Origin of the sequence: Streptomyces sp. NPDC001507 (genome assembly GCF_042894765.1) — a bacterium.
In the GTDB taxonomy this organism is placed as follows: Bacteria; Actinomycetota; Actinomycetes; order Streptomycetales; family Streptomycetaceae; genus Streptomyces.
Genome location: NZ_JBIAVV010000001.1, coordinates 1272772 through 1286245 on the forward strand (window position 1 = coordinate 1272772; position 13474 = coordinate 1286245).

The 13474-nt window shown below is 68.9% G+C and carries 16 protein-coding genes and 3 pseudogenes; 5 read left to right on the top strand and 14 right to left on the bottom strand.

The features are described from left to right. Nucleotides 1–200: 200 nt before the first annotated feature. The 3 genes and pseudogenes from ACFY0K_RS05685 to ACFY0K_RS05695 form a co-directional block, all read right to left on the bottom strand. Nucleotides 201–500, bottom strand: a pseudogene (locus tag ACFY0K_RS05685) (DUF2267 domain-containing protein); the annotation flags it as partial. Then, nucleotides 397–1083, bottom strand: a complete 687-nt coding sequence (gene grpE, locus ACFY0K_RS05690; RefSeq protein ID WP_390638736.1) for a nucleotide exchange factor GrpE — start codon at nucleotides 1081–1083, stop codon at nucleotides 397–399. The pseudogene ACFY0K_RS05685 and the gene grpE, both read right to left, overlap by 104 nt. Nucleotides 1084–1230: 147 nt before the next feature. After that, the gene (locus ACFY0K_RS05695; RefSeq protein ID WP_390638737.1) at nucleotides 1231–1725 is read right to left on the bottom strand and encodes a MarR family winged helix-turn-helix transcriptional regulator; all 495 of its coding nucleotides are present in this window, start codon (nucleotides 1723–1725) and stop codon (nucleotides 1231–1233) included. 205 nt (nucleotides 1726–1930) lie between these two features. Here ACFY0K_RS05695 and ACFY0K_RS05700 point away from each other — a divergent pair, with 205 nt between their 5' ends. The 3 genes from ACFY0K_RS05700 to ACFY0K_RS05710 are packed head-to-tail and all read left to right on the top strand — an operon-like array spanning nucleotide 1931 to nucleotide 3738. Then, on the top strand, nucleotides 1931–2683 hold the full coding sequence (locus ACFY0K_RS05700; RefSeq protein ID WP_390638738.1) for an SDR family NAD(P)-dependent oxidoreductase: 753 nt from the start codon (nucleotides 1931–1933) through the stop codon (nucleotides 2681–2683). Next, the gene (locus tag ACFY0K_RS05705) at nucleotides 2680–3540 is read left to right on the top strand and encodes an MBL fold metallo-hydrolase (protein WP_390638739.1); all 861 of its coding nucleotides are present in this window, start codon (nucleotides 2680–2682) and stop codon (nucleotides 3538–3540) included. Before ACFY0K_RS05700 ends, ACFY0K_RS05705 begins: the two co-directional genes overlap by 4 nt. Before the next feature lie 12 nt (nucleotides 3541–3552). Further along, entirely contained in the window at nucleotides 3553–3738 is a 186-nt protein-coding gene (locus tag ACFY0K_RS05710) for a hypothetical protein (RefSeq protein WP_390638740.1), read from the top strand. Here the strand turns inward: ACFY0K_RS05710 and ACFY0K_RS05715 are convergent. From ACFY0K_RS05715 to ACFY0K_RS05735, 5 genes and pseudogenes are all read right to left on the bottom strand, one after another. Further along, nucleotides 3720–3926, bottom strand: a complete 207-nt coding sequence (locus ACFY0K_RS05715; protein WP_390638741.1) for a hypothetical protein — start codon at nucleotides 3924–3926, stop codon at nucleotides 3720–3722. The two genes, ACFY0K_RS05710 and ACFY0K_RS05715, sit on opposite strands and share 19 nt — an antisense overlap. Then, a pseudogene (locus tag ACFY0K_RS05720) lies at nucleotides 3923–4465 on the bottom strand (transposase); the annotation flags it as partial. The pseudogene ACFY0K_RS05720 and the gene ACFY0K_RS05715, both read right to left, overlap by 4 nt. A gap of 896 nt (nucleotides 4466–5361) precedes the next feature. Continuing rightward, nucleotides 5362–7758 carry a glycoside hydrolase family 65 protein gene (locus ACFY0K_RS05725; protein WP_390638742.1) on the bottom strand — a complete coding sequence of 799 codons (2397 nt, stop codon included), beginning with the start codon at nucleotides 7756–7758 and terminating at the stop codon, nucleotides 5362–5364. After that, on the bottom strand, nucleotides 7755–8498 hold the full coding sequence (locus tag ACFY0K_RS05730; RefSeq protein WP_390638743.1) for an HAD family hydrolase: 744 nt from the start codon (nucleotides 8496–8498) through the stop codon (nucleotides 7755–7757). Before ACFY0K_RS05730 ends, ACFY0K_RS05725 begins: the two co-directional genes overlap by 4 nt. Nucleotides 8499–8508: 10 nt before the next feature. Continuing rightward, nucleotides 8509–9111 (bottom strand): transposase family protein, encoded by a 603-nt coding sequence (locus tag ACFY0K_RS05735; RefSeq protein ID WP_390638744.1) that lies wholly within the window; start codon nucleotides 9109–9111, stop codon nucleotides 8509–8511. 290 nt (nucleotides 9112–9401) lie between these two features. Here ACFY0K_RS05735 and ACFY0K_RS05740 point away from each other — a divergent pair, with 290 nt between their 5' ends. Then, entirely contained in the window at nucleotides 9402–9545 is a 144-nt protein-coding gene (locus ACFY0K_RS05740; protein ID WP_390638745.1) for a hypothetical protein, read from the top strand. Nucleotides 9546–9605: 60 nt separating this feature from the next. Here ACFY0K_RS05740 and ACFY0K_RS05745 read toward each other — a convergent pair whose 3' ends face one another. The 3 genes from ACFY0K_RS05745 to ACFY0K_RS05755 all read right to left on the bottom strand — a co-directional run bounded on the left by ACFY0K_RS05745 (nucleotide 9606) and on the right by ACFY0K_RS05755 (nucleotide 11911). Continuing rightward, nucleotides 9606–11054 carry an FAD-dependent monooxygenase gene (locus ACFY0K_RS05745; RefSeq protein ID WP_390638746.1) on the bottom strand — a complete coding sequence of 483 codons (1449 nt, stop codon included), beginning with the start codon at nucleotides 11052–11054 and terminating at the stop codon, nucleotides 9606–9608. A 250-nt stretch (nucleotides 11055–11304) separates the two neighbouring features. Further along, on the bottom strand, nucleotides 11305–11448 hold the full coding sequence (locus ACFY0K_RS05750) for a hypothetical protein (protein ID WP_390638747.1): 144 nt from the start codon (nucleotides 11446–11448) through the stop codon (nucleotides 11305–11307). A 190-nt stretch (nucleotides 11449–11638) separates the two neighbouring features. Further along, on the bottom strand, nucleotides 11639–11911 hold the full coding sequence (locus tag ACFY0K_RS05755) for a hypothetical protein (protein ID WP_390638864.1): 273 nt from the start codon (nucleotides 11909–11911) through the stop codon (nucleotides 11639–11641). Between ACFY0K_RS05755 and ACFY0K_RS05760 the strand changes: the two are divergent. Beyond that, a pseudogene (locus ACFY0K_RS05760) lies at nucleotides 11897–11992 on the top strand (AAA family ATPase); the annotation flags it as partial. The gene ACFY0K_RS05755 and the pseudogene ACFY0K_RS05760 overlap by 15 nt on opposite strands. Nucleotides 11993–12038: 46 nt before the next feature. Here ACFY0K_RS05760 and ACFY0K_RS05765 read toward each other — a convergent pair. From ACFY0K_RS05765 to ACFY0K_RS05775, 3 genes are all read right to left on the bottom strand, one after another. Continuing rightward, entirely contained in the window at nucleotides 12039–12530 is a 492-nt protein-coding gene (locus tag ACFY0K_RS05765) for a hypothetical protein (protein WP_390638748.1), read from the bottom strand. A 118-nt stretch (nucleotides 12531–12648) separates the two neighbouring features. After that, a complete protein-coding gene (locus ACFY0K_RS05770; protein WP_390638749.1) occupies nucleotides 12649–13077 on the bottom strand; it encodes a hypothetical protein in 429 nt (142 codons plus the stop codon). Between the two features lie 143 nt (nucleotides 13078–13220). After that, nucleotides 13221–13457 (bottom strand): hypothetical protein, encoded by a 237-nt coding sequence (locus ACFY0K_RS05775; protein WP_390638750.1) that lies wholly within the window; start codon nucleotides 13455–13457, stop codon nucleotides 13221–13223. Nucleotides 13458–13474: the final 17 nt, after the last annotated feature.

The window sequence follows — 13474 nt, forward strand, 5'->3', positions numbered from 1 at the left end:
GAGGTGCAGATCAGGGCACTGGTCGTCCGGACCACCGCGTCGCTCGGACCCGGCTCCGGAACAGGCTTCTCCATGAAGCCCACCCGTCCGATTTCCTTCATCACGAACGCCTTCATCCGCCTGTCCTCCTCTCCCGACTCACTGGTTGACCGGACAACCGTGAGCCGGTCGAATCGACTCCGGCATTCGACGTCAGCCCATCACTCCTGCCACTGTCGCAAGGTCCTGGCCCGGTCGCGACTCGACCGGACGACGGCCCCGGTCAGGGGATGCGGGCGTGCGGGCAGGTTCAGCAGGACGGCCTGGTTGAGGTCTGCCCCGGGTGACCCGCTGTCACGGCACTGGCCTCGGCGGCGAAGGCGGCCGCCACGCGGCTGGGAGGCAAGGTCGTCGACCTCACCCGGGCTGATGCGCCGGGCGAGCACGCGCAGCACCGCGTCGGTGACCTTCGCGGCTTTGTCCCGGCAGGCGTATTCGCCGAGTTGGCGTACGCGAGCGAGGAACGCGTGGTGCTGCCTGGTTCGTCACCTCTGCTTGCCAATGGTTCTCAGGGCATCGAAGGCGATGCCCTCTTCTCTGTACCCAGGCGGGGGCTAGCCCGTCAGCCCCGCTCGACAGGCAACCGCGGCCTGACTGGGCGGGCGGATGACCCCCGTCCGCCGCATCCCGGCGCCGGTGCGCTCCTCGTGGGCTGGGCGGATCCGGTGACCTCCACAGTCGCCGGGCGCAGCAGGTTCTCGCCCAGCCGGTAGCCGGGAGGACCGCCGAGCACACGAAGCCATCGGCCTCCGGAGCGACATGGTGCGTCGTGGCAGGCTGGGTCGAACGATCGCCCACCTCACCGAATGAGGTCACGCCCAGCGAGCCGAGCTGCTCCCTGAGGCTGTCGGCGATGTCCCTCAGGCCAGGCGTGAGCGGCTCGTTGGCGCACGCCCGGTCGGCGGCGTCCAGCACGGGCAGCAGCGCCCGGACCACGTTGGCCGCAGCGATCTCGCGCACGGCCAGGCGGTCCCGCCGGACCCCCTTGCGGTAGGTGTCGTACTCGGCCTTGACCCGCTGCAGGTCGGCGGTCCGCTCCTGCACCAGGCGCCGCAGCTGGTCCAGCTCGCTCGGCGGCTTCCTCGCCGGAACCGGACTCGACCTCGTCCCACCACCGTCACCCTGAAACGCTGATCTCAGGTCACCCCGTGTCCAACATCCGGGGTCAGCCCCTCCGGACCGCTCGGGCTGTCAGGCGGGCCCATGCCGGTGTGCCTCCAGGGTTTTCGCCAGGAGGGCGTGGAGCTGCCGACGCTCGTCGGCGTCCAGTCCTGCCAGCAGTTCGGCCTGGGCCTGGTCGGCGTGGGACTGGATCTCGTCAAGGTAGTGCAGGCCCGCCCGGTTCACAGTGACGACATTGCGGCGTCGATCCTCCGGGTCGGCGCGACGGTCGACATGGCCCCCGGACTGTAGCCGCTTCACGATGCCGCTGACGTCGTTGCGGTCCAGGCCGAGCCGCCTGCCGAGATCGGCCTGGCTGAGCGGGCCGTACTCCTCCAGGGCGGCCAGGACGGCGAAGTCCGCGCGTGCGGTCAGCGGCATGTGCCGTGCCGTCATGCGCGCTCCGACCGTGGACACCTTGTTGGCCTGCCAGCTAGTGAGTGCCCGCAGTCGTGCCGGCGCCTGGAGGTCGTCCTCCGCCTCGCCCGTCCCTCCACTGCTGCTCATGTCCTGAGCGCTGCTCATGTCCTCACTATAACCGTTGGGATGGCCCACAGATTCGTGCTACGTTGGCCTGGTCAACGTTGGGCTTCCCAACATAAGGCCCGGTCTGCCGTCGGTCCAGCCCTGCCGATCCGGTCTCACCGAGTCCGAAGCCCTCAGGTCCAGGCCCAGAGGCACGACCCACCGACCCGGTCCACGAGCCCAGCCCTGCCAAGGAGGCAGTTCCATGTTCGACCACACTTCGCTCCCCGACCTCTCCGAACGGCGCGTCCTGATCCCCGGCGGTACCGGAGGAGTGGGGGAGGGTGCGGTGCGCGCCTACCTCGCCGCCGGCGCCCAGGTCGTGGTGCCCACACGCAGCCAGGAGCGCGCGGAGGAGTTCCGTGCCCTGCTCGGCAAGGCGGCGACCGAGCGTCTGCACCTGTTCGAGTTCGACTACACGACCTTCGCGGGCGCCGAGACGCTCGTCGCGACCATGGCCGAACGCCTCGGCGGCGTGGACGACGTCGTCGTCCCGATCGGCGGCTGGTGGCACGGCAAGCAGTTGTGGGAGATCGACGAGGCCGACTGGCAGGCCACCTTCGTGGACCTGGCGACCGCGCACATGGCCGTGCTGCGTGCCGCCCTGCCCCGGATGACGGACCAGGGCGCGTACTCGGTGGTCGTGGGCCAGTCCGCCCACTTCCCGATCCCCGGCAGCGGTCTGGTGAGCATGGAACAGACCGCGCTCCTGATGATGCAGCAGGTGCTCGCCGCCGAACTGCAGGGTGCCAAGCGGGTGTTCCTGCTCGAACTCGGCCCCGTGGCCACCCGCTTCGTCGAAACCCCCGACCCCGCCCAGGTGACGTCCGCGCAGATCGGCGCGGTCGCCGTCGCCGCCTCCGCCTCGACCCAGCCCGGCCGCCAGGTGCAGCTGCACGACTCGGCCCAGGCCGAGGCCGCCCTCGTCTCCTTCGGAACTCTCGGAGCCGCCCTGTGAACGCCATCGGTCTGACCTACGAGATCCTGGTCTCCGAGACCATTCCGCTCGCCCTTCCGGATCCCCTGCCGGACGGGGGCGCCCGCACCTGGGCGCCGGTCTCCACGACGCTGATCCTCGGCCGCGGCGAGGCGGTTCTCGTCGACCCGCCGCTCACCGCTGCCCAGGCGGACGTCGTCGCCGAGCGGGTGCAGGCCAGCGGCAGGAAGCTGACCTACATCTTCTCCACCCACGCGCACGGCGACCACTGGTTCAGCGCTGCGAGCATCGCCGAACGGTTCCCCGACGCCCAGGTGGTGGCCACGGCGTCGACCATCGAGCAGATGCACCGCACCGCCCAGACACGCGCGGGATTCTGGGACCGCATCCTGCCCGGACAGATCCCGGACTCGCCCGTCACCGCCACCTCCGTCGAGGAGCTCGGCAACCGGATCCTCCTCGAAGGGCACGAGCTGCGTGTCATCGAGGTCGGGCACAGCGACACCGACGACACCAGTGTGCTGCACGTCCCCGACCTCGACCTCGTCGTCGCCGGCGACGTCGTCTACGACGGTGTCCACCAGTACCTCGTCGAATCCCGTGACGGAGGCCTCGACGCATGGCGCCACGCCATCGACGTGCTCGAGGCCCTGGGCGCGCGCAACCTCGTCGCAGGCCACAAGAACCGGAACCACGACGACGACGCCGAGCGGCAGATCTTCGGGACCCGTCGCTACCTCGACGACGCCGAGGAGCTGCTCAAGGTGGAGCCGACGGCGCAGGGCTTCTACGAGGCCATGGTCCGGCGGTATCCGGACCACCTCAACCGCAGCAGCCTCTGGGGCAGCGGCCAGGCCCTCTACGCAGGCCACAGCTGAGACTCCGCGCGGATGGCGCAGGAAGCAGGAAGGACGACGGATGGGCATGCCTTGATCAAGGATCCGTGGGGCCTGGAGGGTCTGCCCACGTCCGCATACGTGATCGCAGCCGTGCAACTGACCGGCAGCGACGAGGAACTGCCCGAGTGCCGGTCGAAGGTGGTGGCGACGCTCGAGCCCTACGGCGGCCGCAACTGAAGGGCGAGGAAGGCCTGGGCGGCGGTGACGAGGGTGACGTGGTGGTGCCGGCCGCGCCAGGTGCGGCCTGCGAAGTGGTCCAGGCCCAGGCCGTGCCTGAGTTCGCGGACGTCGTACTCGATGCGCCAGCGCATCTTCGCCCAGCGCACCAGGTCGGCGACCGGGGTGGTGGCGGGCAGGTTGGTCATCCAGTAGCCGGTCGCTCGGTCGCCCTCTCGGGCTGTTCGACCAGCAGACTCCGCAGCGGCAGCACGCCGTCCCACCGGCTGCGTCCACCACCGTGTTCCTGCGCTGCGCGGGTGGCTTCCTTGCCCGACGGCCGCACCTTGAGCACTGCAAAACGGGAGGTCATCGGTGCCTTGCTGCCCTGGCGCCAGGGCACGCTCTCAAGGCGGATGGACGCATCGGCCAGCTGACGCAGGGGACGGGCCGGCTCGCGACAGCGCGGCAGAGTGGGCGGACCCAGCCCCTGGTAAGGCAGCAGACACGGGACGGCACCGGCCGGGCGGGCGACCTCCTTGGGCTCAACGGCCATGACGTAGGACCAGCCGCGCTCCTCCAGCGCCGGGCGGAAGGCGACGCTGCGGCCGTAACCGCAGTCGGACGCAAGGCGGCCGGCCGGCTTCTCCAGCAGTCCCAGGGCCAAGTGCGGCTTGCGGAAGCTGGCGCATCGACCACGTCCTGACCGGCGCGCCAGACGACGCCTGGGAGCGGATCTCGTGCGACAGCGACGGAAAGCTCGTCGAACCCTGGGGCAGCAGCGACGAACTCGGCATGCTGCGCCAACTCGGACTCACCGAGGTGTGACCCCGAGAGCGGGATTTCCGACGGTACCGAGAACAACCAGCTCGCACGCGATCGGCCACCGTTCCTCTCCATGCGGTGCCGAGAGGACGCTTCGGGTCGGCGGAATGTTGAGCTCCTCGGATGGCAAACGGCCAGGTGCGCGGCCCGCCGGCTCAACTGCCGATGATGGCGTTTCACGCATCCGTGCTGGACGGAGTCGCCCGCAAGGGTGCGGGCTGCTCCTGCATACGGACCCGAGGTGTACCACCCGCGAACAAAGGTCGCGCCGCTCCCGGAACCGCGTGCGTCCGCCTGCTCGACGACCCCGCCCCTGCTGTCCGGGCGGCACTGCCGGACTCGCCGCATTTGGCGCCGTCGTTCGTGGCCTCGATGGCCACTCGTCACAGTTCTGCAGCGCGCCGGAAAGCGGTGCGTGCAGGGGAGATCCTGCCGCCGGGCGAGCGGTCGGCGCTGCTGGCCGCCCCTGACCCCGGGGAGCGGCTGGCCGCCGCACTGTGGGAGTGCCGGCGGGACGCACGCGTCACCGCCGAACTCCTCCGCGATCCGAAGTCCCCCGCCGAGGCGCTGAGCCGAGGGCTCCTCGCCCGCACCGGCGCCGAGCGGTGCGTCGCCGAGCGGACGCACTTGGCGGCCCTCGCCGAGAACCCGTCGTTGCCCGCCGAGCTCGTGGAGCGGCTCGCCGTCGACTCCGACGCTGGTCGCGGAGCCCGTGTTCCCCCACCTGCGCTGGTTCCGCCGTCTGCGGATCCGCCGGGAGATACGCGACGACATCCACGAGGCCTTCCTCAGCGTCGCATGTGGTGCGGCTCTTGTGCGCTACTCCGGTGTCGCCGCCGGGTCCTCCTCCTCGATGGGCAGGCCCACCGGGCGGCGGCCCGGGGGCTGTTGCGGCTCGGGCAGCACAGGTGCGCGCGGCATCGGGCGGTCCACCGGCGCGTCGGGAGTCAGGGACATCGGCTCCCCGTAATGCAGCACAACCAGGGGTTCGCCCTCCACCAGGCGATACCGCACCTGGGACGGACCGATGTCCACCTTCAGCCTGCGTCCGCGTACCAACAATGTGAAAGCCACCCTGGACAGCGCCTCCGGCAGGCGCGGTGCGAACGCCAGCAGGGCCTGCCGCCCGTCGTCACCGCCGTACCGGCGCAAGCCTCCGAGACCGGCGACCAGCGCGATCCACGTACCGGCGAGGGAGGCGATGTGGAGCCCGTCCCGGGTGTTGTGCTCCAGATCCTCCAGGTCCATCAGCGCTGCCTCGCCGAGATAGGCGTAGGCCAGACGCAGGTGCCCGGTCTCGGCGGCGAGTACCGCCTGGAAGCACGCCGACAGGGAGGAGTCGCGGACCGTCAGCGCCTCGTAGTAGGCGAAGTTCCGGGCCTTCTGGTCGTCGGAGAAGGCATCCGGGCACTCCATCATCGCGAGCACCAGATCGGCCTGCTTCACGACCTGCTTGCGGTAGAGGTCGAAGTAGGGGTAATGCAGCAGAAGCGGGTAGTTCTCCGGCGGGGTCGCCTCGAAGTCCCAGCGCTGGAGACTCGTGAAACCGGCCGACTGCTCGTGCACGCCGAGCGTGTCGTTGTAGGGCATCGCCATGCGGGCCGCGGCATCCCGCCACGCGGCAGTCTCCTCGTCGTCGACACCGAGCGTCGCGGCGCGTTCCGGATGACGCACGGCGGCGTCCGCGGCCGAGATCAGATTCTGTCGCGCCATCAGGTTGGTGTACAGGTTGTCGCGGGTGATCGCGCTGTACTCGTCGGGGCCCGTGACCCCGTCGATGTGGAAGACGCCCTCCGCGTCGTGGTGTCCGAGCGAGCGCCACAACCGCGCCGTTTCCACGAGGAGTTCGAGGCCCTCACCGCGTTCGAAGTCCTCGTCCCCGGTAACCATCACGTACCGGTCGGCGGCCACCGCGATGGCCGCGTTGATGTGGAAGGCGGCCGTCCCGGCCGGCCAGTAGGCCGAACACTCGGCACCGTCGATGGTGCGCCAGGGAAACGCTGCGCCCGCGAGCCCGAGCTGACGCGCGCGCTCCCGCGCCGTCGGCAGCATCCGGTGACGCGCCCGCAGTGCCGATGCGACGGCCTCCGGCGCGGTGAACGTCAGCACCGGCAGCACATAGGACTCGGTGTCCCAGAAACAGTGACCGTCATACCCGGTTCCGGTCAGGCCCTTGGCGGGAATCGCCCGGTTCTCGCCCCGGGCCGCCGCCTGGAGCACATGGAAGAGGGCGAACCGCACCGCCTGCTGGATGCGCGCGCTGCCCTCGACCTCGACGTCCGCGCCCGCCCAGAAGCGATCCAGGTACGCCCGCTGTGCCGCCGCCAGACCGTCCCAGCCGGTGCTGACCGCGGCCGCCACCGCCGCGTCCACCTGATCGTGCACGGCCGGCAGCGAACGCTCCCCCGACCAGCCGTAAGCCACGAACTTGATCAGCCGGAGCGGTTGCCCGGGCACCAGGTCGGCGGTCACCGTCAGGCGGCTGACGTCAGCCTCGCACTGCGCCGTCCAGCGGGTGCTCTGCGGCCCTTCGACGACATGGTCCGCCGCTGCGGCCACCCGCAGCGCGCTGTGGTCGGTGCAGTGCACCAGCCGCAGCCGGGTGTCCTGCGCGAAATACTCCTCGGTCAGCAGCGGTGACTCGATTGCCGCGGCAACGCGCGGATCGCCCTGGAACCGCGGCAGTTGCGCGTTGGCGACGAGCTCCGACTGCACGGCCACCGTGGTCGGTCCGTCGACCGGCTCCACTTCGTAGACCACCGCGGCCACCGAGCGCTGCGTGAAGGACACGAGCCGCCGCGAGGAGATCCGCACCGTACGACCGCCGGGCGAAGTCCATCGTGCGGTGCGGCTGAGGATGCCCGAGCGGAAGTCCAGCACCCGCTCGTGCGCGACCAGTCGGCCGTAGCGCAGATCGTACGGGTGATCGTCGACCAGCAGACGGAAGATCTTGCCGTCGGTGATGTTGATCATCGTTTGGCCGGACTCGGGATATCCGTAGCCCGCTTCGGCGTAGGGCAGCGGATGCCGTTCGTGGACGCCGTTGAGGTATGCGCCGGGCAGTCCGTGGGGCTCTCCCTCCTCGAGGTTGCCGCGCCACCCGACGTGCCCGTTGGAGAGGGCGAAGACCGATTCGCTCTGCGCGAGGACGTCCAGGTTCAGCTCGGTCTCGCGCAGACACCACGGCTCGACCGTGAAGCTGGGATGGGTGATCACCGTTCCTCCAGGAGCTCTGCCAGGTCGCGGACCACCACATCGGCACCATGGGCTCGCAGTTGCTCCGCCTGGCCGACCCGGTCGACACCCACGACCAGGCCGAACCGTCCCGCCCGCCCGGCCTCGACGCCGGCGAGGGCGTCTTCGAACACCGCGGCCTGCCCAGGATCCGTTTCCAGCCCTCGGGCGGCCTCCAGGTAGGTGTCCGGGGCGGGCTTGCCCCGCAGCCGGCGCTCGTGGGCGACCACCCCGTCGATCCGCTCGTCGAACAGGTCCTCGATGCCGGCCGCTCGCAGGACATCTCGTGTGTTCGCGCTCGACGACACCACCGCGCAGCGCAGGCCCGCCGTCCGCGCCGCGTGCACGAAGCGGACCGAGCCGTCGTAGGGTGCCACGCCCTCCTCGCGGATGCGCCGCAGGACCAGCTCGTTCTTCCGGTTGCCCAGGCCGTTCACCGTCTCCGCGTCCGGCGGGTCGTCCGGCGATCCCTCGGGCAGGTGCACCCCGCGTGCGGCGAGGAACGTACGCACGCCGTCCTCCCGGGGACGGCCGTCCACGTACTCGTCGTAGTCGCCACCCGCGTCGAACGGCACGAACCCGGTTCCCTCGCGCGTCGCGCGTTCGCGGAGGTACCCGTCGAACATCTCCTTCCAGGCAGCCGCGTGCACCTTCGCGGTCTGGGTGAGCACCCCGTCGAGATCGAACAGACAGGCACGGACATGTGCAGGAAGCCCCAGCATGCCGACGAGGCTAGAAGGCACCTGCGGACGGACGCGACAGGTCACTCTCCGGCACGCCGGAAGGCACCCGCTCGGTCGAGGCTCTGTGGGCGCACTCCATGACGTGGCTCTGATGGGCACCAGTGCGCCAGAAGCAGGGACTCGCAGGTGTGCTCGGCGACCAGTCACTGTTCACCCGGCCAGGCCAGATCGAGCGGGCCATCCACCGGTCGCCGATATCGAGGGAGCGGCCTGCTGAGCGTGTGGCCTCGCAGAGCACGCAGTCGTCGTCCGCGACAGGAAGGAGCTCCGGGCCGGGATCCGCGCCGTCTGCACGGCACTCCCCACCGGTCCACGCCAGAAATGGCTCTCCTGTTGTCTGCTCAGCGAACGTGCGCTGAGGACAAGAGCCGTCAACGCATATGAGGCGCCTCACCGAGAGCAGGATCCGTACTCCGTGCCGAGCCAGCGGAAGATCCGGTAAGCGACGCTCGTAGCGATCAGGCACACGTGTCGACGCCCGGCCACAAGTCGGACACGAGCCCGCTTCACGGCGGACACTGAGCCTCACCACCGTCTCGCTCGCACCGTGCACCGCCGTGGTGACCAGCACCTCGAAGCCTTTGAACAGCACCTCCTGCCAGGCGAGTTCGTCGTGGTTCGTGCCCTGGAATTCGACGCCGACGGATCAGTTCGGCCCGACTCGTCGGGACATGACGGAGCGTCCCACCCGATGTGTCACAGCGGGGGCGCACCCCGGCTCGCGGTCTGGAATCGAACACACCCGCACGGGCGTGACGGCTCCCCGTGGGAGCTGGCGAAGCCCCGCTCAAGCCGTCCGGGCTGCTGCCGGCGGTTCCCCATGTCGGAGTCAATCGCCTGCAGGCTGGGGGGCGGCCCTGCGCAGCAGCCAAGGGCTACCACGTGACCACCTTCACCGACGCCACTGCGGCGCTTGGCGGGCGCGCCGCCCACGATGCGATGGTCCAGGGCTTCCCGACCATCTCCCACGCCACGCTGAGCGTCGATGAGTACCTCGCTGCCGTAGGTGCGGCGCTGAAACAGTAATCCCCGGTGGGTGATCCCACGGGCCCAGCACGCGTTCCGCCGCGCGCGACCACGCCCCGCCTACCCTTGTCCAACCACCTCGCCCAGCCACCGCGTCAAGGTTTCGCGTATCTCGTCCGGATCGGGGTCCTCGGCCGCCCAGGCGGCGTAACCGTCGGGTCGGACCAGTAGCGTGGGCCGCAGGCCGGCTGCGGGGGAGGCGGTCACCACCCGTCCTTCCCACGGCGTGGCGACTGCGGCGACGTCGCGGCCCACCAGTACGAACGTGCCTCGTCGCAGGGCCTCATACAGCCGTGCCGGTTCCCCTGCAAGTCGGAGGTCCGGTACCCGGCGCCCGGCAAGCGTGTGGGAGCCCCGGGGCGCGGGGTAGGTGATCCCGATGCCGGAGATGCTGCGGGACGCATGCGGCTCTATGACACGTAGCTGGTGCGCGACGGCGGCCAACGATGCGCGCAACGCTCGTATGGCCGGTGACCCGGTGATGACGGCTGTGAGAAGTGCGTGACTGACGTGCAGCACCCTTCGGGCCACCGGATGGCGCTCCGTGTCGTAGCTGTCCAACAACTCGTCATCAGCCCAGCCGCGCACTACGGCTGCCAGTTTCCAGCCGAGGTTGGCGGCGTCCTGCATCCCGGTGTTCATGCCCATGCCCCCGGCGGGCGAGTGGACGTGCGCGGCGTCGCCCGCGAGGAACACCCGCCCTTGCCGGTAGCGGGGTACCTGTCGTTCGTCGCTGTGGAAGCGGGAAACCCAACGGGCATCGTGCATCCCGAGGTCGTCACCGATGGTTCGCCGCGTGATGTCCCGGACCTCCTCCATCGTGACCGGCGCATCGTCGGGCAGCTGCTGCTGTTGCCGGTCCCAGGCGATAACCCGGTACCAGCCGTCCCCGAACGGCGCGAAGAAGGTGAAGCCATGCTGGTTCGAGGCGAAATTGAAAGCTTCGTCAGGGGCGCGTTCAAGCAGTACATCGGCCAGCATCACGGAGCGGATGGCCGACTTGCCGGGGAACGGCATGCCCAGGCTCTGCCGGACGGTGCTGCTCGCCCCGTCGGTGCCGACCAGGTAGCGCGCTCGAAGTGTGGCAGTGGCACCGTCCGGAAGGTTCGCTTCCGCGTCCACGCCGCCCGTGTCCTGCCGTATCCCCGTAACCCGGGCCCCCCGCACTATCGTCGCCCCCGCTTCCTCGGCCCGGCGCAGCAGAAGGCGCTCCACCTGCCATTGGGGGACGATCAGCAGGAACGGAAAGCGTGTGCGAAGGCCGGAGAAGTCGATGCTGATGCGGCCGAACGGACGCAACGCCCTGACCGGTGAGCCGAGAGCGAGTAGTTCGTCGGCCAGGCCCCGGGCGTCGAGTTCCTCCATGGTTCGTGCATGGATGCTGAAGGCGCGGCTCAGGTTGGATTCGTGATCGCGCCGCTCCACCAGCGTGACGTTGACCCCAGACTCGGCGAGGTCGCCAGCCAGCAGAAGCCCGCTTGGCCCGGCCCCGACCACCAGAACATCCACCGCTGATGCCCCGTGCTGGACCGAAGAGCCGCGAACCGACCCGCTGCTAGCATCCATATTTATCAGTATCAGCCCCACTTGTCGGACTCGCTAATTGAGCCGGCGGGCCCCGCACCTGGCCGTTTGCCATCCGAGGACCTCAACATTCCGCCGACCCGAAGCGTCCTCTCGGCACCGCATGGAGAGGAACGGTGGCCGATCGCGTGCGAGCTGGTTGTTCTCGGTACCGTCGGAAATCCCGCTCTCGGGGTCACACCTCGGTGAGTCCGAGTTGGTGCAGCATGCCGAGTTCGTCGCTGCTGCCCCAGCGTTCGACGAGCTCTCCGTCGCTGTCGAAGCGGCTGATCTGCATGCCCCGGTACCTTGCTTTCCTGCCGGTCGCCGTCTGTATCATCAGCGGCCCCAGATGTGATCCGGTGATGGTGTAGGCAAAGGCCACTTGTCGTCCGTGGCCACCAGATGCTCCATCGCGACGTGCAGGTCGTGAACACTCTTCGGGATCGCGCCCGCCACTGGTCTGTCGCCGGCGCGTGAACGCGGGAAGACCGCTGAAACGACACCTGGTCGGTCAGCCGCGTGCGAATTCAAGGAGGTCGTTGTTGAACCGTCCTGCGAACTCCGGCACCATCGACAGTCCGTGCGGAGCACCGGAGTAGACCTTGAAGGTCACGTCCCTGACCCGTTGCGACGATTTTCTTCGCGGATGCCACGATGGGCATGATCTGGTCGTCGTCGCCGTGAATGATCAGCGTCTGGATGTCGAACTCCTTGAGGTCAGTCTCAGAGAACGCTTTGACGCAGCCGTAGGCGCTTTTGACGCCTACCGTCATTCCAGAGCCAGGGAACTCGACCGGCACGGCGCCAAACTGTTGTTCCAGGTGCTGACCGGGCGCGAGGAGAGGAACAGCGTCGCCATCGCCTCTAATGAGTCGTTCGGCAAAGCGCACATATTCCGGCGAACTTGTGCCAGGTGCCGCCGTAACATCACGGGTTCGATGGTGTCCAAGGGACTGCCCGGTCGCCTTGATGTTCGCGCCACGCGGTCCTGAGGGCTTCGAGTTCGGTCCGAGGAAAGTCTTCACCCCACTTGCCGCGGTATGCGCTCTCGCCGTACTCCCTCGCAACCTCGTCGAAGCAACGGATCACTGCGCGGGCAACGGCATCGATGTTCTGCTGGGTGGACCAGATCTCTGTCCCGGTGTTGTCGTGGTCACTGCCGCGAGCCAGCTGCAGTAGGCGGATCCACACGTTGGTGCCTTCACGGTAGAAGATCCATCGGAAGGCGGTGGGCTCGGCCTCGAACTGTGCTCGGCATTCGGTCTCGCCGACGATCAGACGCGTTACTGCCGTCAAGAGATCTTCGGGGGCAGTGGTGATATACGAGGCCGTGACTTCGGCTTCCGCCTGGTTGTCGCTGACGGTGCAGTCGGCCCAACCACGTCCGGACAGGACCCAGACGAGTCGCAGGTCGGCCATCCTCGTTCCCTTCCTCCAGCCACGGGTTCCTTGCCCTGATCATCGAGGGACCTCGCGCGTCCGAGTCTGGGGGATGGTGAGAGCGCTGACCAGCGAATTCCCTGGCATCGACCGACGTTCAGCGATCGGGCAGGCGCCCAGGGTCGACATGGTCGGCGAGATAGATGAGGGCAGCCTGCGGGTCCATGCCGACGGCCGCGGCGACGAGCTTGGGGTCCATGGTGTTCACCAGGTCGACCAGCCGGGTGCTGCGGATCATTCGGGGCGGGAAGCCGCAGTCGTCAAGCGCGTGGGAGAGATAGGCAGTTGAGGCAGGGCTTCGCCCGGCCTTTGTTCCTTTGGTGACCACGACACGCGGGTTCTCAGTCGGCCAGACTTCGCGATGGTTCAGGCATCGCAGCAGCACCGTCCAGGAGGCGGGGACCAGCGGAACAGGGTGAGGCCGTTTTCCGAGCCGGATCGTCTGGGCGAGCCGGTCCACTTCGGTGACCTGCAGCAGCCGGACCTCGGAACTGGAGGCGCCGTGCAGCAGGGCGAGTATGCCCACCAGGACCTCGTGGGGGGAACCTGTTCGTCTGTGATCCAGCGCCGGAACAGCTCGCGCTGCTGGTCGAGAGTGAGGGTCCTGCCGCGGAAGCCCTTGGCCCCTTTGGCGATCAGGCCGCGGGTTGGGCCGACCAGCACCAGCTTCTAGGCCCGCGCGAAGCGGAAGAACTGCCGCAGCACGGTCAGCCACCGCTTGCGGGCCCTGGGCAGGAGGGTCAGAAAGGCTTCGATGTCGTGCACGTCGACGAGAGACCAGTCGGTCTTCGGTTGCTCGTTGATCAGGAAGGTTGCCAGGTCCCGCATGCTGGCCAGGGCGGTTTCCAGGGTGTGGTTGCTGCGGGGGCGGGTGCCCGCTCGGCGGGCCCGTTCCTGGGCTCGCATCCGGGAGGTGTCGAATG